General features: G+C 72.3%; 23 protein-coding genes and 1 pseudogene. 13 read left to right on the top strand and 11 right to left on the bottom strand.

Going from position 1 to position 25,454, the window contains the following annotated elements; all coding sequences use genetic code 11:
- Window positions 1–93: 93 nt before the first annotated feature.
- The 6 genes from B5557_RS25290 to B5557_RS25265 all read left to right on the top strand — a co-directional run bounded on the left by B5557_RS25290 (window position 94) and on the right by B5557_RS25265 (window position 4,935).
- A complete protein-coding gene (locus tag B5557_RS25290; protein ID WP_079661606.1) occupies window positions 94–1,263 on the top strand; it encodes a thiolase C-terminal domain-containing protein in 1,170 nt (389 codons plus the stop codon).
- Window positions 1,264–1,304: 41 nt separating this feature from the next.
- Entirely contained in the window at window positions 1,305–1,709 is a 405-nt protein-coding gene (locus B5557_RS25285; protein WP_079661605.1) for a hypothetical protein, read from the top strand.
- A 146-nt stretch (window positions 1,710–1,855) separates the two neighbouring features.
- Window positions 1,856–2,926: an ABC transporter substrate-binding protein gene (locus B5557_RS25280; RefSeq protein ID WP_231976027.1), complete on the top strand. Its 1,071-nt coding sequence runs from the start codon at window positions 1,856–1,858 to the stop codon at window positions 2,924–2,926.
- Between the two features lie 129 nt (window positions 2,927–3,055).
- Window positions 3,056–4,060, top strand: a complete 1,005-nt coding sequence (locus tag B5557_RS25275) for an expansin EXLX1 family cellulose-binding protein (protein WP_079661603.1) — start codon at window positions 3,056–3,058, stop codon at window positions 4,058–4,060.
- 15 nt (window positions 4,061–4,075) lie between these two features.
- Window positions 4,076–4,744 (top strand): pyridoxine/pyridoxamine 5'-phosphate oxidase, encoded by a 669-nt coding sequence (locus B5557_RS25270; protein ID WP_079661602.1) that lies wholly within the window; start codon window positions 4,076–4,078, stop codon window positions 4,742–4,744.
- A complete protein-coding gene (locus B5557_RS25265) occupies window positions 4,717–4,935 on the top strand; it encodes a hypothetical protein (RefSeq protein WP_143688227.1) in 219 nt (72 codons plus the stop codon). Before B5557_RS25270 ends, B5557_RS25265 begins: the two co-directional genes overlap by 28 nt.
- Here B5557_RS25265 and B5557_RS25260 read toward each other — a convergent pair.
- The 3 genes from B5557_RS25260 to B5557_RS25250 all read right to left on the bottom strand — a co-directional run bounded on the left by B5557_RS25260 (window position 4,932) and on the right by B5557_RS25250 (window position 6,969).
- Window positions 4,932–5,801, bottom strand: coding sequence for a GNAT family N-acetyltransferase (locus B5557_RS25260; protein WP_079661600.1), 870 nt, complete (start codon window positions 5,799–5,801; stop codon window positions 4,932–4,934). The genes B5557_RS25265 and B5557_RS25260 overlap by 4 nt on opposite strands.
- Before the next feature lie 51 nt (window positions 5,802–5,852).
- Complete coding sequence (locus B5557_RS25255) at window positions 5,853–6,506, bottom strand: GNAT family N-acetyltransferase (RefSeq protein ID WP_079661599.1); 654 nt, start codon at window positions 6,504–6,506, stop codon at window positions 5,853–5,855.
- 67 nt (window positions 6,507–6,573) lie between these two features.
- Window positions 6,574–6,969 (bottom strand): Zn-ribbon domain-containing OB-fold protein, encoded by a 396-nt coding sequence (locus B5557_RS25250; protein WP_079661598.1) that lies wholly within the window; start codon window positions 6,967–6,969, stop codon window positions 6,574–6,576.
- A gap of 217 nt (window positions 6,970–7,186) precedes the next feature.
- On the opposite strand from B5557_RS25250, the gene B5557_RS25245 reads away from it, so the two are divergent.
- From B5557_RS25245 to B5557_RS25230, 4 genes are all read left to right on the top strand, one after another.
- Entirely contained in the window at window positions 7,187–8,377 is a 1,191-nt protein-coding gene (locus tag B5557_RS25245) for a flavin-containing monooxygenase (RefSeq protein ID WP_079661597.1), read from the top strand.
- A 121-nt stretch (window positions 8,378–8,498) separates the two neighbouring features.
- Window positions 8,499–9,995, top strand: a complete 1,497-nt coding sequence (locus B5557_RS25240) for a flavin monoamine oxidase family protein (RefSeq protein ID WP_079661596.1) — start codon at window positions 8,499–8,501, stop codon at window positions 9,993–9,995.
- Window positions 9,996–10,111: 116 nt separating this feature from the next.
- Entirely contained in the window at window positions 10,112–12,352 is a 2,241-nt protein-coding gene (locus B5557_RS25235) for an acetate--CoA ligase family protein (protein ID WP_079661595.1), read from the top strand.
- 73 nt (window positions 12,353–12,425) lie between these two features.
- Window positions 12,426–13,217 (top strand): enoyl-CoA hydratase/isomerase family protein, encoded by a 792-nt coding sequence (locus B5557_RS25230; RefSeq protein ID WP_079661594.1) that lies wholly within the window; start codon window positions 12,426–12,428, stop codon window positions 13,215–13,217.
- A 3-nt stretch (window positions 13,218–13,220) separates the two neighbouring features.
- Here B5557_RS25230 and B5557_RS25225 read toward each other — a convergent pair whose 3' ends face one another.
- Window positions 13,221–14,198 (bottom strand): hypothetical protein, encoded by a 978-nt coding sequence (locus B5557_RS25225; protein ID WP_159424430.1) that lies wholly within the window; start codon window positions 14,196–14,198, stop codon window positions 13,221–13,223.
- A gap of 90 nt (window positions 14,199–14,288) precedes the next feature.
- Here B5557_RS25225 and B5557_RS25220 point away from each other — a divergent pair, with 90 nt between their 5' ends.
- The gene (locus B5557_RS25220; protein WP_231976026.1) at window positions 14,289–14,876 is read left to right on the top strand and encodes a flavin reductase family protein; all 588 of its coding nucleotides are present in this window, start codon (window positions 14,289–14,291) and stop codon (window positions 14,874–14,876) included.
- A gap of 21 nt (window positions 14,877–14,897) precedes the next feature.
- Here B5557_RS25220 and B5557_RS25215 read toward each other — a convergent pair whose 3' ends face one another.
- Together B5557_RS25215 and B5557_RS25210 are read right to left on the bottom strand one after the other, a co-directional pair.
- The gene (locus tag B5557_RS25215) at window positions 14,898–16,460 is read right to left on the bottom strand and encodes a multicopper oxidase family protein (RefSeq protein ID WP_079661592.1); all 1,563 of its coding nucleotides are present in this window, start codon (window positions 16,458–16,460) and stop codon (window positions 14,898–14,900) included.
- Between the two features lie 120 nt (window positions 16,461–16,580).
- Window positions 16,581–16,997, bottom strand: a complete 417-nt coding sequence (locus B5557_RS25210) for a winged helix-turn-helix transcriptional regulator (RefSeq protein WP_079661591.1) — start codon at window positions 16,995–16,997, stop codon at window positions 16,581–16,583.
- A 94-nt stretch (window positions 16,998–17,091) separates the two neighbouring features.
- Between B5557_RS25210 and B5557_RS25205 the strand changes: the two genes are divergently transcribed.
- On the top strand, window positions 17,092–18,030 hold the full coding sequence (locus tag B5557_RS25205; RefSeq protein WP_079661590.1) for an NADP-dependent oxidoreductase: 939 nt from the start codon (window positions 17,092–17,094) through the stop codon (window positions 18,028–18,030).
- A gap of 317 nt (window positions 18,031–18,347) precedes the next feature.
- On the opposite strand, the gene B5557_RS25200 is transcribed toward B5557_RS25205, so the two are convergent.
- Window positions 18,348–19,655 carry an MFS transporter gene (locus B5557_RS25200; RefSeq protein ID WP_079661589.1) on the bottom strand — a complete coding sequence of 436 codons (1,308 nt, stop codon included), beginning with the start codon at window positions 19,653–19,655 and terminating at the stop codon, window positions 18,348–18,350.
- Window positions 19,656–19,725: 70 nt separating this feature from the next.
- On the opposite strand from B5557_RS25200, the gene B5557_RS25195 reads away from it, so the two are divergent.
- Window positions 19,726–20,892: a GlxA family transcriptional regulator gene (locus B5557_RS25195; RefSeq protein WP_231976025.1), complete on the top strand. Its 1,167-nt coding sequence runs from the start codon at window positions 19,726–19,728 to the stop codon at window positions 20,890–20,892.
- Here B5557_RS25195 and B5557_RS25190 read toward each other — a convergent pair.
- From B5557_RS25190 to B5557_RS25175, 4 genes and pseudogenes are all read right to left on the bottom strand, one after another.
- Window positions 20,812–22,050 (bottom strand): annotated as a pseudogene (locus B5557_RS25190) (MFS transporter); the annotation flags it as partial. The gene B5557_RS25195 and the pseudogene B5557_RS25190 overlap by 81 nt on opposite strands.
- A gap of 149 nt (window positions 22,051–22,199) precedes the next feature.
- A complete protein-coding gene (locus tag B5557_RS25185; protein WP_079661588.1) occupies window positions 22,200–23,249 on the bottom strand; it encodes a Zn-dependent alcohol dehydrogenase in 1,050 nt (349 codons plus the stop codon).
- Window positions 23,249–24,403, bottom strand: coding sequence for an acyl-CoA dehydrogenase family protein (locus B5557_RS25180; protein WP_079664987.1), 1,155 nt, complete (start codon window positions 24,401–24,403; stop codon window positions 23,249–23,251). The genes B5557_RS25185 and B5557_RS25180 overlap by 1 nt, the downstream gene beginning before the upstream one ends.
- A 128-nt stretch (window positions 24,404–24,531) precedes the next feature.
- The gene (locus tag B5557_RS25175) at window positions 24,532–25,443 is read right to left on the bottom strand and encodes an SDR family NAD(P)-dependent oxidoreductase (RefSeq protein WP_079661587.1); all 912 of its coding nucleotides are present in this window, start codon (window positions 25,441–25,443) and stop codon (window positions 24,532–24,534) included.
- Between the last annotated feature and the right edge of the window lie 11 nt (window positions 25,444–25,454).

Here is a 25,454-nt window from a genome sequence, read left to right as displayed (position 1 = left end):
GGCACTTCCCTCCACATCTGACGGTCCGTCATATTAGGAGTCCGGGAACGAGATGCACAGAGGGAAACAGAGGGAAGAGGGAGGTGGCCCCTCATGGCCGCGGGAAGCCGGAAGGTGGCGGTGGTGGGCGCGGCGCTCTCCGACTGCGGGCGGGTGGACGAGGCGACCCCGTACGCCCTGCACGCCCAGGCGGCCCGCCGCGCGCTCGCGGACGCGGGACTGGAGCGTTCGCGGGTGGACGGCTTCGCCTCCGCGGGCCTCGGCACGCTCGCCCCCGTCGAGCTGGCCGACTACCTGGGCCTGCGCCCCACCTGGGTCGACTCCACCTCGGTGGGCGGCGCGACCTGGGAGGTCATGACGGCCCACGCGGCCGACGCGATCACCGCGGGCCACGCCGACGCGGTGCTCCTGGCCTACGGCTCGACGCCCCGCGCGGACATCAGGGCGGGCCGCCGCACCGGCACCTTCGCGTTCGGCGGACGCGGCCCGCTCCAGTTCGAGGTCCCGTACGGCCACACGCTCATCGCCAAGTACGCGATGGCCGCCCGCCGCCACATGCTCCAATACGGCACGACGATCGAGCAGTTGGCGGAGGTCGCGGTCCAGGCGAGGGCGAACGCGGCCCTGAACCCCGAGGCGATGTTCCGCGACCCGATCACCGTCGACGACGTCCTGGCGGGTCCGATGATCGCCGACCCGTTCACGAAGCTCCACTGCTGCCTGCGCTCCGACGGCGGCGCGGCGCTGCTGCTGGCCGCCGAGGAGTACGTACGCGACTGTCGTACGGCCCCGGTGTGGATCCTCGGGACGGGCGAGCACGTCTCGCACGCCTCGATGTCCGAGTGGGACGACTTCACGGTCTCGCCGGCTGCGGTGAGCGGCCGGCTGGCGTTCGAGCGGGCGGGGGTGGGCCCGCAGGAGATGGACTTCGCCGAGATCTACGACGCGTTCACGTACATGACGCTGGTGACCCTGGAGGACCTGGGCTTCTGCGCGAAGGGCGAGGGCGGCGCGTTCGTGGAGAAGGGCCGGCTGCTCACCGTCGGAGAGCTGCCGGTGAACACGGACGGCGGCGGCCTGTCGGCCCAACACCCGGGAATGCGCGGCCTGTTCCTGCTGGTGGAGGCGGTACGGCAGCTGCGGGGCGAGGCCGGGCAACGTCAGGTGCGGGGCCGCGACGGCGGCCTGCCCCGCCTCGGAGTGGCCTCCGGAACCGGCGGCTGGTTCTGCTCCTCGGGGACGGTGGTATTGGGCCGGGACTGAACCGGAACCCGAAGAGGAGACTCTCCTGTCACTCTTCTCCCATGTCCGCACGCAACCGAAGACTGCCCAGGGACCGCGCCTGGCCCCTGACCGCCACCGACATCACCGAGTTCCTCGGCACCGCCATGGCCCACGTCACGGACCTGGAGTTCCTCACCGGGCACGACAGCGGCACCATCGTCCTGGGCGCCGCATGGGCCGCTCCACACCCCCGCAACTACGGCCGGGGCGTCCACCCGGACACGGTCGGCGTGCGCATAGACGTCCACCCGGTCGCCGCCGCCGAACGGGCCGCCACCCGCGCCCTTCTCCGCGCCAAGGCCCTCCCCCAGCTACTGACCTGGATCGAGCAAACGACCACCGCCGACGAAACCTGGCGCCTGACCCCCCACCAACACCACTGGCACCTCACCGACGGCCACCTCACCCACAAGGACAAAGCCTGAACGACGAAGCATGAACGACGAAGCATGAACGGTCACCCGGGGTGGCGGCCGGACGATAATCGGTTGTCTGTCGGTCGTGGTGGTGGGTGCAATGGCCGACGTGATCATGCATGGGCGCCCGCGACGGCGGGATGGGATGGGATGGGATGAACGCGTACCGGCTTGGCGCTCTCGCTCCGCTGGCTCGGCCCGGTTGGGTTGAGGCGGGACGGCATCTGCTCGCCGGGCTCGAGCTGGGCGTTCGTGAAGTCAACGACGCCGGGGGGATCGGCGGAAGACCGCTTGAGCTGGTGGTCCGGGACACCGCGGCTGATCCGCGGAGGGCCGAGGCGGCCGTGGAGGAACTGGCCGGTCTGGGCGTGGCCGCGTTGGTGGGCGAGTACCACAGCGTCGTCGCCCGTGCCGCTGCCGGCAGGGCCGACGCTCTCGGTCTGCCGTTCCTCTGCTCGTCGGCGGTTCTCGACGCGCTCACCGAACAGCCGACGCGATGGGTCGCGCGCCTCTCCCCGCCGCAGTCCCGCGGCTGGCAGGTCTACGCGGACTTCCTCCTCGGCGCGGGCCACCGCCGTATCGCCGTAGCAGCCCAGTCGAGCGTCTACTGGGCAGCCGGGACCCGCATTCTGCAGGACTACGTCGCTGCACGCGGCGGCACCATCAGCGTGCTCGACATGGACGCGCTCACTCCGGCGGCCATGTGCGACGAACTCGTCGGCCACCGCGCGACAGCCCTCCTTCTGCTGGTCGGCCAACCTGAGCCCGCGGTGCCGATCGTCCGGTCCGTCCGCGGCGACCGGCGTCTCGCCGAGGTCATGATCGGCGCTCCGGCCGGGCAGCCGGAGTTCGCCGAATGGGCGGCGTCGCTGGGCGACGACGGGGCCGGGGTCCCGTTCCTGCGCTATCTGCCCGAGCGGCTCACCCCCCTCGGTGCACGGGTCGAGACGGCCCTGCGCGAGCGGCTGGCCGAAGCGCCCTCCTTCGTCGCCTTCGAGGGCTACGACACGGTCGCCGTCCTCGCCGATGCGCTGCGTTCCCACGGCGCGGACCGGGCGCGCATCGCCGAATCCTGGCCGCGCGTCACCGTCGACGGCACCCGGGGGCGGATCCGGTTCTCCCGCAGGCCGGGCATCAGCGTGTGGCAGTGGGCGTCGACGCCGATCCAAGTCGTGGACCGGGATCCGGCGGAACCCGATCGCTTCCGGATCCTTCACGCGGGCTGAGAGAGCATCGAGGTCCGACTGCGGCGGCAACCTTTTCGGACCCGGCGGCCACTGAGGAGTAGGCGGCTTCCGGCCCTCGGAAGCCTCAACTGCCGGACTTGCTCCGCCGAACCGCGTAAGGATTCATCCGTGGCATCCTCCTCGCACCGCCGACCCCGCCGCCCAGAGCGCCGCCCAGAGCGGCGCACGGGCCGTGTCCCCATGGTGGCCGTGGTCGCCGTGGCGGCCGTAGCGCTCGTCGTGTCACTGGTCGTGGCCTTCCGCCCCGACGGCGGAGGCGACGGCGGGGCGGGCACGGTCAAGCCGGTGGCCGGCGCCCAGGCGAGCGGGTCGCCGAGGGCGGCGGATACGGCGACATCCGCGTCACCGAAGCCTTCGACGGCGTCTGCGACGGCGAGCCCGACGGCCGGCGGGATGACGTCGCCGTCGGCCACCCCGTCCAAGTCCACGCGGCCCGCGGCCAAGCCGGCCGCGCCTGCCGCGGCCGCCGCCCGGACGGCGTCCGGCTCGGCCCCGCGGGCCGGCCGGATCCAGCCCGGCACCAGCTACCAGGGCATCGCCACCGCCTACGACATCGGCAACGGCGACGGCGCCTGCTCCTACGGCCCGACCTCGGACGTCATGACCGCGGCGATGAACACGGCGGACTACGAGACGTCGAAGGCGTGCGGCGCGTATGTCCTGGTCCGTGCAGGGGGCGGCGCGTCCATCACGGTGCGGATCACCAACGAGTGCCCGGCGCCCTGCCAGCCGGGACAACTCGACCTGAGCCAACAGGCGTTCGCCAAGCTCGCTCCGCTCTCGGCGGGCCGGATCCCGGTCACCTGGAGCCTGCTGAGCCCGGCCACGTCCGACACGATCTCGATTCGCTACAAGACCGGCTCCACCCAGTACTGGTGCGGCATCCAGGCGATCGGGCACCGCAACCCGCTGGCCCGCCTCGAGGTCCGCGCGAACGGCTCCTGGCTCGCGCTGGCCCGCACCGGGTACAACTACTTCCTCTCCGAGCAGGGCCGCGGATGCGGCGGAACGATCAGGCTCACCGACATCTACGGCGAACAACTGACGGTCGAGGGGATCGCCGTCCGGCCGGAGACGGTGCAGGCGACGCGGGTCCAGTTCGCCCGGCACTGACCTGATACTCGGTACATGGCCACCGATCTTCATGAGCTGCTCAGGTCGCTGCGGGTCTGGGACCCGGAGACGACGACCCTGCCGCCCTTCGACCCGACGACCGCCCCCGCGGACCCCCTCCCCCTCTTCACGGAGTGGTTCGCGGACGCGGTGGCGGCCGGTCAGAGCGAGCCGCACACGATGACGCTGTCGACGTCCGACGAGGAGGGCCTGCCCGACGCCCGCATCGTGATGCTGCACGGCGCCGACGGGGACGGCTGGGCCTTCGCGACCCACGCGACCAGCCGCAAGGGCCGCCACCTCGCCGCCCGCCCCTACGCCGCGCTCACCTTCTACTGGCCGGTGCACGGACGCCAGATCCGCCTCCGGGGGCCGGTCGCCGTGGCTCCGACCGAGGAGGCGCAGAGCGACCTGCACGTCCGCTCGACGGGCGCGCTGGCCGCTGCGCTGACCGGCCGCCAGAGCGACGTGCTGGACTCCCTGGAGGAGTTGGCGGCGGCATCGGAGGAGGCCTGGAACCGGGCATCCCGGGAGCCGAAGGCGGAGTCCCCCACCTGGACCCTGTACCGCCTGCACCCGGACACGGTGGAGTTCTTCCAGGGCGACGCGCGGCGACGGCACGTACGGCTGACGTACCGGCGGGAGACAACAGGAGGATGGGCCAGGCAACTGCTCTGGCCGTGACGGGTCAGGCGGCGCGTTCCTCGAACACCACCGTGTTGTGTCCGTCGGAGACGATTCCCTTCTGCGGCGAAGGCAACAACTGCTTCCGCATAGGCACCGACCCCACCAGCAACGCCTACATCGCCGTCGCCGACGCCCTCCGCGCCCTCATCCTGGAAATCAAGGCAGGCAAGGCGGACCACCTGCTCTAAGGCAAGCACGCGAACTCGTACACCGCGAAGTCCGCCACCGGGCGGTAGCCGATCCGCCGGTAGAGGCCGTTGCTCGTCGGGTTCGCCAGGTCGGTGAAGAGGAGGACCTCCGCCGCACCCGAGGCCAGCGCAGCGCGACTCACCTCGGCCGTCGCCGCACCCGCGTAGCCCCGGCCGCGCAGCTCGGCCGGGGTGTAGACGGGGGCCACCCTGATCTGGCCGGCCACCTTCGGGGTCGCGCCGGCCATGGAGACGGGGGTGCCGTCGGCCGTCTCCCAGAAGGTGATTCCGCCGTAGGCGATCCGGGAGTCGGCCCAGGCTCCGCTGTCCTGGGCGGCGCCCGCGCCGACCTGGTCCATGAACTCGTCGTACCAGCGGACCAGTCGGGCGCGATCGGCCGCGGTGGCGACCCGCGCGCGGCCTGGAGGGGACGGCTTCGGGGACGTCAACTCACCCAAGCGGTGGAGGCGTTGGCGTTCGTACAAGTGTGGCTCGGCACCTGTCCGCCGCTGCCACGCCTGCGCGAAGGCGGCCGCGGTGTCGCGGTCGGCGGAGACGCCGGGCAGGCGGTGACCGAGGGAAGCCAGCCTTGCGGCCAGGGCGTCGGCCTCCTCCGCCGTGAGGGAGGTGGGGTAGATCCGGTGCGGGGGCGTGCGGAAGAACACGGCGCGGATCCCGCCGTCCCCCGAGTCCAGCGTGCCGAAGAGGGGATCCGCGTCGCCGTACACGTGCAGGCCCCTGCGCCGCAGGCCGTTGGTCACGGTCAGCGGGACCGTGTGCAGGGCGGGGCGGGAGTGCAGGAAGTCACCGGCACGGTCGAGGAACGCGTCGAGGTCGTGGGTGAGGTGCCAGTCGTCGGGGCGCATGACTCATCGTCGCGCGCGGGCGCCGGTGACCGCCTCCGGATTACGCCGCGTTCACGGCGTCTCCGGCTCCGGGTTCCTCGCCGTCTTCAGCTCCAACTCCGGCTCCGGGTCCGTCGCCAGGCGGCCGTGCAGGTGGGCGTCACGGTGCGCGTCCCTGCGGCCCGACTCCCACATCGCGCCGCGCAGCGTCCCCTCGTACGGGAAACCGCACCGCTCGGCGACCCGGCACGACGCGTCGTGGCCGAGCGCGTGGCCCAACTCCAGGCGGTGCAGGCCCGCTTCGTCGAACGCCCAGCGGGCCGCGAGGAGGAGGCAGCGGGTCGCCACCTGCCTGCCGCGGGCCTCGGGAAGGATCCAGTACCCCACGTTGCCCGAGCTCTGGATCCGGTCGATCATGTTCACGGACACCGATCCGAGGATCGTTCCGTCCTCGTCGTCCGTCACGCAGAAGTTCACGCTCGTCCCCGCGGCCGCGTCCGCCGCCTTCGCCCGCAGCGACTCCAGCGCGCCGTCGGTGTCCGTGACGGTGCGCAGCGGCGTGTTCCAGCGTATGAACTCCGGGTCGAGGTGCCCGCGCAGCCACGCGTCCACGTCGGCGGCGGACTCGGGGTTCCAGAGCCGGAGACGGAGGCCATGGCCGTGGCCGTGGCCGTCGAGTACGGGGGCTGGCGGGGGAGCCGCGTACGGCTGACGCATACCGGTCATCCGTTCATTGAACACCCGACCGAACGGTCACCATCCGAAGGCCCGAGGGCCCGACGCACCCGCCCGCTCAGACCCTTGGCCTGAACACCGGCACGCCCTCCCGGAACACGACCTCCAGCTCCAGCCCCGCCCGCAACTCCCCGGGGCCGGCCTCCACCACCTCCGTGGACATCCGCGGCCCCTCCGCCAGGTCGACCACCGCCGCGACGTACGGCGTCCGGTGTCCGAAGGGCGGCAGGTCGTTGCGGTGGACGACGGACCAGGTGTAGAGGGTGGCCAGGCCGCTCGCGTCCTCCCAGGTCACGTCCTCGCTCCAGCAGTGCGGGCAGAACTCCCGGGGGTAGTGGTGGGCCCGCCCGCACGCTCCGCAGCGCCGGATCAGGAGCCGGCCTTCCGCCGCCGCGTCCCAATACGTGCGGGTGAAGACGTCGGCCTCGGGGACGTCGTAGCGCTGTGCCGTCATAGATCTGACGGTACGTCAGACAATGAGATCCGGGAACCCAGCCCAACCGCATGAGTGCGAACCCGCCCGAACCCAAGGTCAGGCTTTTCCCTTCGGGCACAACCAGGTGGCCTACGTCACAAGCCCCACCCACACCTCCCCCACACGTGATCGATCCGCAACCAATTCCCCTCTTGACCGAGACCCATCAACCGCGCGCGTGATTACGCTCGCGCTCATGGAAGACTCCGCACCCCGCCCGGCCCCCCGGACGATCACCACCGCGAACCCGGCCGACCGCCCCGTCTACGTCATCGGCGGCGGCCCCGGCGGTCTCGCCACCGCGTATACGCTGCGTGCCCAGGGCATACGCGCCGTCGTCGTGGAGAAGGCCGACGGGGTCGGCGCGTCCTGGCGGCGTCACTACGACCGGCTGCATCTGCACACCACCCGCCGTCTCTCCGCCCTGCCGGGGCTGAAGATGCCGCGCCGGTTCGGCCGTTGGGCGGCCCGCGACGACGTGGTGCGATACCTGGAGAAGTACGCCGAGGTCCACGAGCTGGAGATCATCACCGGCGTCGAGGTCACCCGGGTCGAGCGCACCCCGGACGGCGCCGGCTGGCTGCTGCGCGCCACCGGCGGACGCGAGCTCGTCGGCTCGGCCGTCGTCGTGGCGACCGGCTACAACCACACCCCGCACCTGCCGGACTGGCCCGGCCGCGAGACGTTCACCGGTGACCTCGCGCACGCGTCCGGCTACCGCAGCGGCAAGGAGTACGCCGGCCGGGACGTCCTCGTCGTCGGCGTCGGCAACACCGGCGCCGAGATCGCCGTCGACCTGGTGGAGAGCGGCGCGGCCCGGGTGCGGCTGTCCGTGCGCACGGTCCCGCACATCGTGCGGCGTTCGACGGCCGGGTGGGCCGCGCAGTACACGGCGGTCCTGGTACGGCGGCTGCCGGTCGGCCTCGTCGACCGGCTCGCGCGGCCGATGGCCAGGCTCAGCGTGCCCGACCTGTCGGCGCACGGTCTGCCCCGCCCCGACACGGGCCTCTACTCCCGCGTCAAGGACGGCGCCATCCCGGTGCAGGACGTCGGTCTGATCGACGCCGTCCGCAAGGGCAGGGTGGAGATCGTGGCCGCCGTGGAGGGCTTCGAGGACGGCGGCAAGATCGCGCTCGCCGACGGCGCCCGGATCTCGCCGGAGGCCGTCGTCGCCGCCACCGGATACGTCCGCGCCCTGGAGGACCTGGTCGGCCATCTCGGCGTGCTCGACGACCGCGGGAGACCCGTGGCCCACGGCGCCCGCACCCCGAAGGACGCTCACGGCCTGTACTTCACCGGCTTCACCACCCCCATCAGCGGCACGCTCCGCGAGCTGGCGATCGACGCGGAGAGGATCGCCAAGGCAGTTCGCCGCCAACTCCGTTAGCTTTTCCCTTAGTTACGCGTGCGTCAGATGTGACGAGAGCGTTGTCGTGCACCCTCGCACGGCACCAGAATGTGAGCCCTGTTCACCTTTCCGGCTCCCCCCTCTCTTCCGGAGGACGCACGTGGCAAGTGAAAGACACCTCTCCCGCCGCTCCCTGCTGGGCCGCACCGCCGCCGTGGCCGCCGGCGCCACCACCCTCACCGCGACCGCCGCCGCCGGCACCGCCGCCGCGGCCGCCGCCCGGGACGTCGACGTCGTGATCGTCGGCGGCGGACTCGCCGGCCTCACCGCGGCCCGCGATCTGGTCGCCGCCGGCAAGACGGTCACCGTCCTTGAGGCCCGTGACCGCGTCGGCGGCCGGGTCGTGAACCTCGCCCTCGCGAACGGCGGGGTCACCGAGGGCGGCGGCGAGTTCATCGGCCCCACCCAGGACCGCATCAAGGCGCTCGCCGACTCCCTCGGCGTGGCCACCTTCCCCACCTACAACACCGGCAAGAACCTGCTCTACAAGGACGGCAAGAAGACCCCGTACGCCACCGACGGTCTCCTCGGCTCGGTTCCGCCCGTCGACGCGGCCGGGCTCGCCAACGCCGCGATCGTGCAGGCCTCGCTGGACGACATGGCCAAGCAGGTGCCGGTCGACGCGCCCTGGACCGCCGCCAAGGCCGAGGAGTGGGACCGGCAGACCTTCGAGTCCTGGCTGCGCGCCAACGCCGTCATCCCGTCGGCGAAGTTCCTCCTGGACGTGGCCTGTACCTCGATCTTCTCGGCCGAACCCCGGGAACTGTCCCTCCTGTTCGTCCTCTTCTACATCGCCGCCGCCGGCAACGAGACGACCCCCGGAACCCTGGAACGCCTCACCGAGACCGCGAACGGCGCCCAGGAACAGCGCTTCGTCGGCGGCTCCCAGCAGGTGCCGATCAAGCTCGCCGCCACGCTCGGCGACCGGGTGGTGCTGAAGGCGCCGGTACGCACCATCGCCCGGTCCGGTGGCAAGTACGTGGTGACGGCCGACGGCATCACCGTCACCGCCAAGCGGGTCGTCGTCGCCGTACCTCCGCCGCTGGCCGCCCGCATCACGTACGACCCGCTACTGCCGGCCGCCCGTGACCAGCTCACCCAGCGCCTGCCGATGGCCTCGGTCGGCAAGGCGATCGCGATCTACGACACCCCGTTCTGGCGGGCCGACGGCCTCAACGGCCAGGTCGTCAGCGACACCGGCGTGGTCAGCTCCACCTTCGACAACTCCCCGCCCGACGCCTCCTACGGTGCGCTGATGGGCTTCATCGAGGCGGACGAGGCGCGGGCGTACGACGCGGCGAGCGAGGCGGAGGTCAGGGCGGCCGTCCTGAAGGACTACGTCAGGTACTTCGGCGAGAAAGCGGCCTCCCCCACCTCCTTCGTGCTGCAACGCTGGAACAACGAGGCCTACACCCGCGGCGGCCCCGTCTCCATCGCCGCGCCCGGAGTCCTGACGCAGTACGGTCCGGCGCTGCGGGCGCCCGTCGGCGGGATCCACTGGGCGGGGACGGAGACGTCCCTGCACTGGATGGGCTTCATGGACGGAGCGGTGCGGTCGGGCGAGCGGGTGGCGAAGGAGGTGCTGGCGGCGCTGTAGCCGACGGCCGAAGGTCCGTTCCTTTCTGTGTGCACGACCATTCCTGACACTCCGTCAGTTCTGTAATCTGACAGTACGTCAGTTACTTGGCAGTCACACAGGAGCGGGGCGGACCGATGCTTGGATCAACCCACGGCACCCTCACCACCGACTCCCGCCGGGCCCGGGTCATCGCGTGCGGCGAGCAGCCCGGGCCCGCCGTCCACGGCCGGCCGGCCGACGCCGACGACCTCGACGTCAGCGGCCGCCCGCTCTACGCGGCCGTTCCCGACCTGGACCGGTTCTTCCGGCCCGAGTCGGTCGCGGTCGTCGGCGCCTCGGACACCGAAGGACGCCCGAACACCGGTGTCACCCGGCAGCTGGTGGACTGGGCGGAGCGGGTGGGGGCGCGGCTGCATCCCGTGCACCCCACCCGCGAGAGCGTCTTCGGACTGCCCTGCTTCCCGTCCGTCGCCGAGCTGCCCGAGCAGGTCGACCTGGCGGTGCTGCTGGTCGCCGACCCGCTGCCGGTGATCGAGGAACTCGCGGGGACGAAGGTGAAGTTCGCGGTCGTCTTCGCGTCCGGGTTCGCCGAGACGGGCGAGGAGGGCGCGCTCGCGCAGGAACGCCTCGCGGCGGCGGTCGCCCGGTCCGGCCGGTCCGGTACCGGTCTACGGCTGCTCGGGCCCAACACCAACCTCAACGCCTTCGAACGCTTCCGGGACGACCTCACCGGCCCGTCGATCGCCCTCATCACCCAGTCCGGCCACCAGGGCCGCCCTGTCTTCGCCCTGCAGGAGCTCGGCATCCGCCTCTCCCACTGGGCGCCGACCGGCAACGAGGCCGACCTGGAGACCGCCGACTTCCTCTCCTACTTCGCCGAGCTCCCGGAGGTCGGCGCGATCGCCTGCTACGTGGAGGGCCTGAAGGACGGCCGGTCCTTTCTGCTCGCCGCCGACCGGGCGGCCCGGCGCGGGGTGCCGGTCGTCGCGGTCAAGGTGGGCCGCACCGAGGCCGGCGCCCGCACCGCCGCCTCCCACACCGGCAAGCTGACCGGCGCGGACGACGTCGTCGACGCGGCGATGCGGCAGTACGGCGTGATCCGCGTCGACGGCCTGGACGAACTCCAGGACACCGCAGCCCTGTTGGCCCGGGCCCGCCCCCCGCAGGCGGACGGCGTCGTCGTCTACTCCATCTCGGGCGGCACCGGCGCCCACGCGGCCGACCTGGCGACGGCGGCGGGCCTGCAGCTGCCGCCGCTGTCGCCCGCCAAGCAGGCCGAGCTGCACCAGTGGATCCCCGAGTACCTGAACGTGGCGAACCCGGTCGACAACGGCGGCCACCCGGTGGGCGACTGGCGCGGCCGGAAGATCATCGACGCGATCCTCGACGACCCGGCGGTGGGCGTTCTGATCTGCCCGATCACCGGTCCCTTCCCGCCCCTGAGCGATCGCCTGGTCCAGGACCTGGTGGACGCGGCGGAGCGGACGGACAAGCTGGTGTGCGTGGTCTGGGGCTCCCCGGTGGGCACCGAACCCGCTTACCGCGACGTGCTGTTGGGCTCCTCCCGGGTGGCGACCTTCCGTACCCTCGCGGGCTGCATCACGGCCGTCCGCGCCCACCTCGACCACCACCGCTTCGTGAGCGACTACCACTCCCCCTTCGACCAGGCCCCGCGCACCCCGTCCCCGTCGTTCCGCAAGGCCCGGCTGCTGATGCGGCCGGGTGAGCAGCTCAGCGAACACGCGGCGAAGCAACTCCTGCGGGCGTACGGCATCCGGGTCCCGCGCGAGCAGTTGGTGACGAGCGCGGCGGCGGCCGTGCGGGCGGCGGCGCTGGTCGGCTACCCGGTGGTGATGAAGGCGTCCGGTGGGCAGATCGCCCACAAGACCGAGCTGGGCCTGGTGAAGATCGGCCTCACCTCGGCCAGCCAAGTCCGCGACGCCTACCGCGAGTTGACCGACATCGCCCGCTACGAGGGCGTGTCCCTGGACGGCGTCCTGGTGTGCCAGATGGTCGAGCGGGGCGTGGAGATGGTCGTCGGCGTGACCCACGACGACCTGTTCGGTCCGACGGTGACGGTCGGCCTCGGCGGCGTCCTGGTGGAGGTCCTGCACGACGTCGCCCTACGCGTCCCGCCCTTCGGCGAGGACCAGGCCCGCGCCATGCTCGCCGAACTGCGCGGCCGGGCCCTCCTGGACGGCGTCCGCGGCCGCCCGCCGTCCGACCTGGACGCCCTCGTCGAGGTTGTCCTGCGCGTCCAGCGCATGGCCCTCGAACTCGGCGAGGACCTGGCCGAGCTCGACATCAACCCGCTGGTGGTACTGCCCTGGGGCCAGGGAGCGGTGGCGTTGGACGCGCTGGCGGTGTGCCGGTGAGGATCGCCGTCGCGGACGAGATGCACGTGGCCGGCCCGCACGTGGCCGGCCCGCGTGAGAACGGAGCAGGCCCGTGCCCGAGCCGTGGATAGAGAAGACGACCGACCGACAGGTCACCCACATCACCCTCAACCGCCCCGAGACCCTCAACGCCCTGACGCCCGACATGCGCAACCACCTGATCGACCTCTTCGCGGACGCCTCGGCCGACCCGGACGTCCGGGCGGTGGTCCTCACCGGCGCCGGCCGCGGCTTCTGCGCGGGAGCCGATCTGCGAGGCGGCCCTCCGGCGGGCGAACGCGTCGCCGGCGACGTGGCCCGCACCATCCGCCTCGGCGCCCAGCGCCTGATCTCCGCCGTCCTGGACTGCGAGAAACCGGTGACGGCGGCGGTCAACGGCACGGCGGCCGGCCTGGGGGCTCACCTCGCGTTCGCCTGCGACCTGGTGCTGGCGGCCGAGTCGGCCCGCTTCATCGAGGTGTTCGTCCGCCGCGGCCTGGTCCCCGACGCCGGCGGCGCCTATCTCCTCCCCCGCCTGATCGGCCCCCGGCGCGCCAAGGAGCTGATGTTCTTCGGCGACGCGCTCACCGCGCCGGACGCCGAACGCCTGGGCCTGGTCAACCGGGTGGTCCCGGACGAGGAGCTGGACAAGACGGCAGCCGAGTGGGCGGCCCGTCTGGCCGCCGGGCCCACCCGCGCGTTGGCCCTCACCAAGCAACTCGTCAACGCCTCCCTCGACACCGACCGCACCACCGCCTTCACCGCCGAGGCCACCGCCCAGGAGATCAACATGACGACGGCGGACGCCGGAGAAGGAGTGGCGAGCTTCGTGGAGCGACGGGCAGCCGAGTTCAAGGGCCGGTGACGCCTACCGGGCGGCGTCCCGCTTCAGAATCCGCAGCTCGCCGCCGTCCGGATCCCCGAAGATCACGAACAGCTCGGGCGCACGATCCGTCCCGCTGACCCGCCAGGTCGTCTCGTCCCCACAGCCGCTGTCCGTGCCGCTGCCTGCGCTCAGGCGTACGACGACCCGGCCCCGAGCTTCGTATGGGCCTTCCGTCGCATACGCCCAGGTGCCGGCGCCGTCACACACGACCATGTCCTCGTCCGACCCGAACTCCCCCTCGGCGGGCATCCTCGCCGACTCGGCGCGTCCGCCCGGCAGGAGCCGCAGCTCCGCCCCGTCGTCGCCGCGCCAGACACCCGCGACTTTCGCGGCGGACAGCTCCGGAGGCTCGTACTCCTCGATCAGGCCCGTGGCGTCGGCCAGTGCCGCGCCCGCGAAGGCGAGCACGAACAGCGCGACCGAGCTCACCCCCGCCCGCCACCAGACGCCCCAGGTACTCCAGGGACGTCCGGCACTCCACGTGCGCCCGGTACTCCAGGTACTCCCGGTGGCCTTTCGCCGCGTGTACGCCATCGCGAGGACGGGCAGGACTCCGAGCGCCGCGAGCACCAGGGCGACGGCGAGGAACGGCCAGTCCCACAGCAGGCTGGTGACCGCGGCCCACCCCACCCCGATCAGCGTGACACCCAGGAGATGCCGTCCCCAGCGCGGCCACCGGAGTCGGGCCAGGGCGAGATCGGCCAGGATGATGCCCGGAAGGGTGTTCGTCCAGGCGTGCAGCAGGCCCAGCACCGGCAGATACCCGGGCGCGAAGAGGAACAGGCAGGCGAGGCCGAAGCCGCCGCCGTAGCCACGGCCGTAGGCGTCGGCGGCCAGGCTGTGGAACCACCACAGGAGAAAGGCGGCCGGGAGCTGTGCCGCCCCGGCCGCGATGGCGGCGACCACCTCGGGTTCCGCCCGCTTCCACCCCGTCTTCGTACGCCCGTTCCCCCACCCCATGTCCGCAGCGTACGCAAGCGCACCACCGGGTCCTCCCGCGCCCCGCACCCCTTCCCATCTGACACACCGTCAGCTTCAATGGGGAGTGTGATGGGACATGCGGGGATGGCGGCCGCCGCCGTCCGTTACCTGAGGGCGGGGCCGGTCGAACCGCTGCCCAGGCCCGAACTGCGTTGCGTCCGGGAGGACGAGCGGGCGCCGGTCGATCAGGGTGAGTTCCGGCGGGTGCTGGGGAGCTTCGCCTCGGGCGTGACGGTGGTGACGGCGCCTGCCGCCGAGGGTGAGGACGGGCCCGCGGGCTTCGCCTGTCAGTCGTTCTCCTCGCTCTCCCTCGATCCGCCCCTCGTCGCCTTCATGGTCGGACGGACGTCCACGACCTGGCCGCGCATCGCCCGCGCGGGCGTCTTCTGCGTCAACGTGCTGAGCGCGGCGCAGGGTCCGTTGTGCCGCGCCTTCGCGAGGAGCGGCGCCGACAAGTTCGCGGGCGTCGACCACGACGCCGCCCCCGCGTCGGGCGCCCCCCGCCTCACCGGCACGCTCGCCTGGATCGACTGCGCGATCCACGCCGTCCACACGGGCGGCGACCACCTCATCGTCGTCGGCCGGGTGAACGCCCTGGGCGCGGGCGACGGCGCGGACGAGCAGCCGCTGCTGTTCCACAAGGGCCGGTTCCTCTGACCGGCCCGCTGCCCCTCGGCGTCAGCGCACGTACTCGATGATCTGCATCATGCCTTCGTCCCCGTGCTCGAGGTGGTGGCAGTGCAGCATGGCGCGGCCGGTGAAGTCCTGGGCGCACAGCAGGAAGGTGATCGTGCTCTCCGGTGGGACGTCGATGGTGTCGTGCCAGACGGGCGTGGCCAGGCGGCGGTTGTCGACGGCGGTGAGGAGAAAGTGGTTGGTGTGCAGGTGGAAGGGGTGATGGCCGTGACCGCGGTTGCGGGAGTCGTTGGTGACCGTCCACTGCTCGACCTCGCCCAGGCGGATGCGCTGGTTGACGTAGTCGGGTGAGAAGCGGCCCCAGGCGACATCGCGTCGGCCGGCGTCGGGGTCGGCGGGCGGGGTCTCGCCGTCGCCCAGAATGCGGTAGGCGTTCGGGAAGGCGCCCGGAAAGACGTCCTCGTCGGTGCGGAAGATCAGGGTGCGGGTGCGGGTCGGCTCGGGCAGGTCGGTGGGCCGGCCGGGCAGGCTTTTCGGCAGCGGCATCGGTTTGGGGCGGGCTTCGCCGGTGACGACGAGCGTCAGCAGCGGCCCGGAGGCGCCGCCGCCGGTCAGCTTGTAGGTGCCGGGCTTGCCGCCACGGATCAGCAGATCGGTTCGCCCGCCCATCGACAGGGTCATTCCGGTGGTGGCGACGGGGCTCATGAAGGTGATGCCGTCGCATGCGATCTGGTGCATCTCGTGCCCGCTCAGGCTCAGGAAGTGAGCACTGACCGGCCCGGCGTTGACGACCCTCCAGCGCTGGACCTCCCCCGGGGCGATGGTCAGCACGGGGTTCAACGCGCCGTTGACGAGGAAGATCGAGGGGATGTCGTCATAGGTGGCCTGCGACGTCAGATCCGGCACGCGTCCGGCGGACACCTTGAGTTCGCTGATGCAGACGACGACGTCCTTGGCGGCGGCGATCTCGGGCACCTGGTCGATGTCGCCCTCGACGATGATCACGCCGCTCATGCCGCCGAGCAGTTGGGTCGCGGTGGATCCGTGATGGTGGGGGTGGTACCAGAACGTGCCGGCCGGATGCCCCTCCGGGACGTTGATGACGGTGCGGTAGGTCGTGGTGTCGCCGGGCGTTTCGGCGGGCTCGAAGACACGGAAGACGTTGTCGGCGTCACCGGTGGGGTCCACCTCCAACCCGTGCGTGTGCAGGTTGAAGGTGTTGAAGTGATGCGGGATGTTGACGTCGTCCTCGTGCGTCCCGGTGTTCGGCGGCAACGCGTTGACCTGCGTGATCTCAAGCGAGTCGCCTGGGCGCACCCGCAGTGTCGGCCCCGGGATCGACCCTTCGTAGGTGCGCGTGAGCACCTTGCCGACCCCGGGAACGTTCAGCTCGGTGAACCGGACGGTCAACCGGGTTGCCAGCCTCCCCGTGGACGGCGACGCCCTGCGCGTCTCCGGCTGCGGGAAGGGGGCGGCGGCCGCCTGCCCCGCCACCGCGTGCGGCGCCGCCACCGCGGGCGGCCCCGTCACCGCGCCGGTCACGGTGGCCCCGGCGGCGGCGACCGTCAGGCCTTTCAACACACCACGACGGTCCAGAGAAGTCATGAATCGCCTCCACGGGCAACAGACGGGCAGCACAGCCGTACGTCACGGAATGTAGCCATATGATACGTGGAGTAGTCGTCCAGTCGCTGTGCTTGCGCTCGCGTCGGCGAGCCGGGGCGGTCAGAAGGCCGCCCGTGGGGGTTGGCGGGCCGCTCGTTCGTCGAAGTCCTCGCGGGCCGCCCGGATGGCGTCGATGTTGGTCTGCGACCAGTCGGTGATGCTCTGGATCAGTCCGCCCACCTCCCGCCCGAGCCCGGTGAGCCGGTACTCCACGCACGGCGGCACGGTCGGGTACACGCTGCGCGTCAGCAGGCCCTCGCGCTCCAGCGAGCGCAGGGTCTGGGTCAGCATCTTCGGTGTCACGCCGTCCAGCCGCCGGCGCAGTTCGGCGAACCGCATGGGCCGACCGTCCTTTAGTGCCACCAGCACCAGCATGGTCCACTTGCCCGCGATCAACTCCAGCACGGCGCGGGTGGGGCAGTCGCGGAGAAACACGTCCACGCCGCCGTGTTTCCTCAGGTCGAAGCCGGTATCCATGAAGAACCTCGATATCAGACAAGTGCCTTCTTCCGCGCGGACATCACACAGGCCGACGATGGGACGTATCGCACCCCGCCGACGAGGAGTCCTGATGTCCGCCCGTATGCACGCCATCCTCCAGTCCGAGTTCGGCGGCCCCGAGGTGCTCGTCCACACCGAGACCGACGTGCCGGAACCCGGCCCCGGGGAGGTGCTGCTGCGGGTCGCCGGCGCCGGGGTCAACCCGGGCGACACGGTCCTCAGGGCCGGCGGCGTGCCCGGGCTGGTCACCCTGCCGTGGACGCCGGGCAACGACGTGTCCGGCGTCGTCGAGCGGGTCGGCGAGGGCGTGACAGGGTTCGCGCCGGGCGACGAGGTGTACGGCATGCTCGCGGTCACCGGGCGCGGCGCGTACGCCGAGTTCACCGCCGTACCGGCCGACGCGCTGGCGCCCGCGCCGAAGAACCTCGACCTGGTGCACGCCGGGGCCGTGCCCCTCGTCGCGTTCACCGCCTGGCAGGCGCTGACCGTGCTGGCGCGGGTCCGGCCCGGCGACCGGGTGCTGATCCATGCGGCGGCGGGCGGCGTCGGCCATGTCGCGGTGCAACTCGCCAAGGAACTCGGAGCCCATGTCATCGGCACCGCGCGGGCGGCCAACCACGACTTCCTGCGCGGACTGGGCGCCGACGAACTGATCGACTACACCGCCACCGACTTCCGGACCGCCGTGGCCCCGGTGGACGTCGTCCTGGACCTGGTCGGCGGCGCGTACGGGCCCCGTTCCCTCGACGTGCTCAGGCCGGGCGGCCTGCTCATCGGCGCGTCGATCGACCCGGGAACGGACGAACAGCAGGCCGCCGCCCGCGGTCTGCGCTACGTCTGGGTCACCGCCGAGCCCTCCGGCGAGGTACTGGAACAGATCACCGACCGCATCGAATCGGGCCGCCTACAGATCACCGTCGACCGCGTGTACCCCCTGACCGAAGCCACCGCGGCCCACCACGCGATAGAGGAAAAGCGCACCACCGGAAAAATCATCCTCGCCCCCTGACAACCCAAGCCACCACCACAGCGACAAAGACAGCCCCGGGCAGCGCGCGGGCACCACTGGAGCGGGGGCGGGGGCGGGGGCGGGGCGGGGGGCCACACAGCGGGGCGGCGGCGGCCACGGCGAGGCAGCGAGGAAGCGAGGAAGCCTGACGGCCCGGCAGCGGCGGGGCCCGGGGCGGGGGTTCGAGGCCGGACGGTGTCACAACCGGACGCGGACGAGACCAAGCAGCCCCACGACCAGGCAGCCTCACGACCAGCCAGCGCCGCGGCCGGGCAGCCTCACGACCAGCCAGCGCCGCGGCCGGGCGGTCGGCGGTCTCAGGACGGTGTTGGGGTGGCGAGCGAGGGGCGGCGCCGGATCACCAGTGCCATCATCGCCGCCGCCGCGCACAACGCGCCCGACGCGTACCAGACCACGTCGTACGAGCCGAAGACGTCCCGTGCCAAGCCGCCCAGGAAGGCGACCAGGGCCGCGCCGATCTGGTGGGAGGCGAGGACCCAGCCGAAGACGATCGCGCTGTCGTCGCCGTAGTGCTCACGGCACAGGGCCAGCGTGGGCGGAACGGTGGCGACCCAGTCGAGGCCGTAGAAGACGATGAAGAAGATCATCGGCGGGCGCACCGCGGGGTCCAGCAGCATCGGCAGGAAGAGCAGCGAGAGGCCGCGCAGCGCGTAGTACACCGCCAGCAGCCGGCGCGGCTCGAAGCGGTCCGTGAACCAGCCGGAGGCGATCGTGCCGACCACGTCGAAGACGCCGATCACCGCGAGGAGCGAGGCCGCTGCCGTGACCGGCATGCCGTGGTCGTGGGCCGCCGGGACGAAGTGGGTCTGGATCAGACCGTTCGTCGAGGCGCCGCAGATCGCGAAGGTACCGGCCAGCAGCCAGAACGGCCCCGTGCGGACCGCCGAGAAGAGCACCCGCAGCGTGCGTCGCGCGGCGCCCTCCAAGGGAGGCGGCTTCGGCACGAACTCCTGTGCTCCGTACGGCTTCTGGCCGACATCGGCCGGGTGGTCGCGCAGCAACAGCCACACGAAGGGGACGACGGCGAGCGCGGCCAGCGCCACCGTCACGGCCGCCGGGCGCCAGTCGTAGCGCGTGACCATCCACGACAGCAGCGGCAGGAAGATCAGCTGGCCAGAGGCGGAGGCCGCGGTCAGGATGCCGCTGACCAGGCCCCGGCGCGCCATGAACCAGCGGTCGGTGACCGTCGCCGCGAAGGCCAGCGCCATCGAGCCCGAGCCCAGGCCCACCAACAGGCCCCAGCACAGCAGCAGTTGCCAGGCCGCCGTCATCCACACGGTCAGAAGCGAACCGGCCGCGATCACGGTCAGGGCCACGGCGACCACCCGACGGATGCCGAAACGATCCATCAGCGCCGCCGCGAACGGGGCCGTAAGGCCGTACAACGCCAGGTTGATCGAGACCGCCGCGCCGATCGTGCCGCGCGACCAGCCGAAATCCTCGTGCAGCGGATCGATGAGCAGGCCCGGAAGCGACCGGAAGGCGGCCGCACCGATGATCGTGACGAAGGTGACGGCGGCGACGAACCAGGCGCGATGGATGCGGAGACGAGGGGTGGGCTTCTTGTCCTCTATGGCTGCGGGAGCCTCGCTTGTCTGGGTCACGCCATAAAGGTTCCTGATTCCGGCACCCACAACGAGTGGCCCGAGGGACAGCATTCGGTAGGATCGGGCCATGGATTCGGCCACCGGCTTCCGCCCCCACCGCGTCGCCGTCCTCGCCCTCGACGGCCTCCTCCCCTTCGAGCTGGGCATCCCGCACCGCATCTTCGGCCGCCCCAAGGACGCCGAGGGCCGGCACCTGTACGAGGTCGTCACCTGCTCCATCCGGCCACCGGGACCCGTCGAGACGGACGCCGACTTCGCGATCATGGTCGCGAACGGCCCCGAGACCCTGGCCACCGCCGACACCGTGATCGTCCCGGCCTGCTACGAGCTCGGCCCGGTCTTCGAGGAGGGCGTGCTGACCGACGACCTCGCCGCCGCCCTCGCCCACATCCGGCCCGGCACCCGCCTCGCCTCCATCTGCACCGGCGTGTACGTCCTGGCCGCCGCCGGCTTCCTCGACGGCCGCCCCGCCACCACGCACTGGGCCGACTCCGACCGCCTCCAGCGGCTCTTCCCACAGATCGACGTCGACCCGGACGTCCTGTTCATCGACGACGGTGACGTCCTCACCTCCGCCGGCGTCGCCGCCGGCATCGACCTGTGCCTGCATATCGTGCGCCGCGACCACGGCACCGCCGTCGCCAACGACGTCGCCCGCCGTACGGTCGTACCGCCGCACCGCGACGGCGGCCAGGCGCAGTACATCGAGCGCCCCGTGCCCGATCCGCAGACGGCGACCACGACCGGCGCCCGTGCGTGGGCGCTGGGCCGCCTCCACGAGCCGATCCAGCTGCGCGACATGGCCGAACAGGAGGCCATGTCCGTGCGGACCTTCACGCGCCGCTTCCGCGAGGAGGTCGGGATCAGCCCCGGCCAGTGGCTCACCCAGCAGCGCGTCGAGCGGGCCCGGCACCTGCTGGAGTCCAGCGACCTGTCCGTCGACCAGATCGCCCGGGACGCCGGTTTCGGCACCGCCCAGTCGATGCGCCAGCACCTACAGGCGGCCCTCGGCGTCACCCCGACCGCGTACCGCCGCACCTTCCGAACCGGAGCCGACCGCCCGGGACTCGGCGGCCCGCGAGTCGGCACGACCGGGCACAACCGGAGCAACGGAACCGGCGCAAGCGGCAGAAGCGGCCGAGCCCTCGAAACCACCCAAGCCGGCGGAACCGGCCGGGGCGGCGGAACCGGCCGGGGCGGCGAAGGCCACGGCGGGATCGGCACCCTGCGCTGAGCGGTCGGCGTGCCGTATCTCGCCCCACCAACCGAGCACGGTCAGCGCCAGGGTCAGCACCACCCCGGCCAGCATCGCGGTCGACGGCGCCACCACCTGGAGCAGAGCGCCGGCGAGCGACCCCGTCGCCGCGTAACCCGCCCCCGCCGCCGCGTACATGACGGAGTAGCCCGCGGCCAGGGCACCCGCCGGCAGGGCCTCACGCAGGGAGAGGTTGCGGGTGAGCATCGCGCCCGTCTGGAGCGTGCCGCCCACGGCCAGCGCCGCCGCGATCCCGACCGCGCCCGGTATCAGCGCGGCGAGGGTCACACACACCGACGTCCCCACCATCAGCACCACGCTGCGGGTGCGCAACAGCCCCGGCCAGGTCCGCAACCCGTAGACGAACCCGCCGAGCCCCCCGCCCACCGCCATCCCGGTCAGCAACGGCCCCGACCAGCCCACCCCGACGCCCCGCTGTTCGAGCAGCGCCGGCAGGACGAGTTCGGCCAGCCCGAGCAGGGCCAGACTCGCCGCGCCCGTGACATACACCGGCCAGGCCCCGGCCAGCACCCGCAGTCGCGTCCCGCCACCGCCGTGGTGGTCCGCACCCCAGGCGGCCGGCAGAAGCCACAGGCCCGTGACCGACGACGCCATCAGGGCGGCGGCCAGCAGCAGCGGGACGCGCGGCGCGACGCCGAGGGCCAGCCCGGCTACCGCGGCCGGCGAGGCGGCCCACACGCCGGCCGTCAGCATCGACTCGACCGAAAGCGCCTGCGCCGCCGACCGCTCCGGGACCAGCGTGGTGAGCAGCGTGCGCAGCCCGCCGGTGGCGGCGGCCGGAGCGGCCCCGGCCACGAGCGCGAACCCACCGAGAACGGCGGGATGCGCGCCCGGTATGGCCCCCAGTCCCGCGAACCCGACGGCCCCGCACGCAAGCCCGGCAGCCAGGTGCAGGCGGGCCCGCTCATACCGCAGCCGCATCCCGAGAACCGGAGCGCCCACGATCTCACCGATGACATACGCCGCCGCGAGCATCGCGCCCAGCGAGTAGCCGCCGGGCCGCTCGCGCACCAGGAACACCAGGGCCAACGGGGCCATGGCAACCGGCATACGAGCGCCGACAGCGGTGCAGGCCCAGATCAGCACCTGCTTGGACGCGACATCGCGGTAGCTCATGAAACGACCGTAGGCGCTGCCACTGACACCGCCCACGCGTTTTCCAGAGCCTGTGGATAACCCCGCCCGACCGCCCGACCGCCCGCGCGTCACCCCGCCCGCCACCCCGCCCGTCATCAGCCCGCCCGTCAGCGCGACGTCCTCGTCCGCTAGAACGTCAGTACCCCTCGCGCCACCCGCCCCGCCTCCGCGTCCGCCGTCGCCTTCTCGAAGTCCTCGACGGGATAGGTCTGCGTGACGAGTTCGTCGAGCAGCAGTCGGCCCTCGCGGTACAGCTCGGCGTAGAGGGCCACGTCCCGCTGGGGCCGTGAGGCACCGTAGCGGCAGCCCAGGATCGCCTTGTCCAGGAACAGCGAGGAGACGAGGAAGGACGCCTCGGCGGTCGCGGGCGGCACCCCGAGCAGCACCGCCTGCCCGCGCCGGTCGAGCAGGTCGATCGCCGCCCGGATCAGCTCGACCCGTCCGACGCACTCGAAGACATGGTCCGCACCCGTCGGCAGCAGGTCCCGCACGCCCGCCGTGGACGTCAGGAAGTCGGTCGCCCCGAACTGCCGCGCCACCGCCTCCTTCGCCGGATTGGAGTCCACCGCGACGATCCGCAGTGCCCCCGCGATCCGCGCCCCCTGCAGCACGTTGAGCCCGATCCCGCCCGTCCCGATGACGACGACGCTCTCCCCGTGCCCCACCCGCGCGCGGTTGAGCACGGCCCCGACGCCGGTCAGCACCCCGCATCCGATGAGTGCGGCGGACGTCAGCGGGATGTCCTTCGGGATGCGCACCGCCTGCACGGCCTTGACGACGGTCCGCTCGGCGAACGCGGAGTTGGCCGCGAACTGGTACAGCGGACTCCCCGCGCGCGTGAACGGCTTCTGCGGGCGTCCGATGGCCTGCCGGCACATGGTCGGCCGGCCGCGGTCGCACTCGGCGCAGGCACCGCAGTTGGCGAGCGTGGACAGCGCGACATGGTCCCCGGGGACGACATGTGTGACGCCCGCGCCGACCGCCTCCACCACGCCCGCGCCCTCATGCCCGAGGACGACAGGAGCCGGGAAGGGAATCGTCCCGTCGACGACCGACAGGTCGCTGTGGCACAGCCCCGCCGCCGAGATCGCGACCAGCACCTCGCCCGGCCCCGGATCCCGCACCTCCAGATCGTCGACGACCTCGGCCCGCTTCCCGTCGAACACCACGCCTCGCATCAGACGACCCCCTTGCGCTCTCTGGGCAGGCCGAGCACCCGCTCGGCGATGATCGTGCGCTGGATCTGGTCCGAGCCGCCGTAGATCGTGTCGGCCCGGGAGAACAGGAACAGGTACTGCTCGTCGTCGAGTTCGTACGGCGAGGACGGCGACCAGTCCACCGGTCCGACGCCCGCCGCCGCCCCCCGTACCTGCACCGCCACCTCCCCCAGCCGCTGATGCCAGCCCGCCCACAGCAGCTTGGCCACGCTCGGCGCGCCCGGCCCGCCGGAGCCCCCCAGCGTCCGCAACGCGTTCCACCGCATGGTGCGCAGCTCGGCCCACAGCCGCACCAGCCGATCGCGTACGACGGGGTCGTCGGCCGCGCCCGTCTCGACGGCCGTACGCACCACCCGCCCCAGCTCCTCGGCGAAGCCGATCTGCTGGGCGAGGGTCGACACCCCGCGCTCGAAGCCGAGGAGACCCATCGCGACCCGCCAGCCGTCGCCCCGCGCACCCACGACGTGCTCCGCGCGCGCGTGCGCCCCCTCGAAGAAGACCTCGTTGAACTCACTGGTCCCGGTCAGCTGCCGAATGGGCCGCACCTCGATCCGCCCCGGCTGGTCCATGGGCACGAGAAGGAAGCTCAGCCCGCGATGACGCGTGGACTCCGGATCGGTCCGCGCCAGCACGAAGCACCAGTCGGCCTCATGGGCGAGCGAGGTCCAGATCTTCTGCCCGGTGACGCGATACGACCGCCCGTCGGGGGCGAGTTCGGCTCTCGTCCGGACTCCGGCGAGGTCCGACCCGGCACCCGGCTCGCTGTACCCCTGGCACCACAGCTCGGCGCCGGCGGCGATCGGCGGCAGGAAGCGTGATTTCTGCTCCGCCGTGCCGTGCGCGAGGAGGGTCGGCGCGAGCAGGTTCTCCCCGATGTGCCCGGAGCGGGGCGGGGCCCCCGACCGCGCGTACTCCTCGGCCCAGGCGACCTGTTGGGTGAGGGTTCCGGTCCGGTTGCCGAACCCGCCCTTCGACCACCCGAGCCCGATCCACCCAGCCGCACCGAGGGTACGTTCCCAGGCACGACGATCGGCGGCGTGCGGGGCGCTCGCCGCAAGCCACGCACGCGCTTCCGCGCGGAACTCGTCGTCCGCGGAGGTAAAAGCGAAATCCACGTTCAGCTCCTTGAGCCGGGGCAGGTGCAACCCGCCCAGGGGCGCGGGACTGTATCGATGTGCGGCTCCGCCGCGTGGGCGCGACCAGCCACGCGCGACCCGCACCCGACAGACGAGACCAGGCACGTTCACCGGTTCGGCCGGGCCCCTTCCCGCGCGGCCCGGGCCATTTCCTCCAACCGCGCGAGCATCGGCATCGGATCCACTCCCACCGTCCCCGGCAAGGACTCCGCGATCGTCTCGGCCGTCCAACCGCCGGGGGCGTACGCCGCACGGAGTTCCCGCGGCTGCGCCCACACGGCGATCTTCGGCCCGGCCACCGTGTAGACCTGCCCCGTCACGCCCGCGTCCCGAGCCCGGTCCGACAGCAGGTACACCACGAACGCGGCCACGTCCTCCGGCTCCCCGATCTCCGTCAACTCCATGGGCACCCCCGCGGACATCCGCGTCCGCGCGACCGGAGCGACCGCGTTCGCGGTCACCCCGTACCGGTGCAGGCCCAGCGCGGCGCTCCGCACTAGCGAGATGATCCCGCCCTTGGCCGCGCTGTAGTTGGCCTGGGACACCGAGCCCTGGTGGTTGCCGCTGGTGAACCCGATCAACGTGCCCGCGCGCTGCCCCCGCATCACCGCCGACGCCGCCCGGAACACGGTGAACGTGCCCTTCAGATGGGTGGCGACGACCGGATCCCACTCCTCCTCGGACATGTTGAACAGCATCCGCTCGCGCAGGATCCCGGCCCCGCACACGACCCCGTCGAGCCGCCCGTACGACGCCAGCGCGGTGTCGACGACCCGCTGTCCGCCCGCCATCGTCGAGATGTCGTCGGCGACGGCGACCGCCTCGCCGCCCGCCGCCTCGATCTCCTTGACGACTGACTCGGCGACCTCGCTCGTGGGCGCGGCACCGTCCACGCCCACGCCGTAGTCGTTGACGACGACCCGCGCGCCCTGCGCTGCCGCCGCAAGCGCCACCGCCCGTCCGATGCCACGCCCTGCCCCCGTGACGGCGACGACCTTGCCGGCCAAGAAGTTCCCCACGCCCGGCCCCC

This window comes from Streptomyces sp. 3214.6 (assembly GCF_900129855.1).
GTDB lineage: Bacteria > Actinomycetota > Actinomycetes > Streptomycetales > Streptomycetaceae > Streptomyces > Streptomyces soliscabiei.
This window is presented reverse-complemented; position numbering and strand designations above follow the sequence as displayed.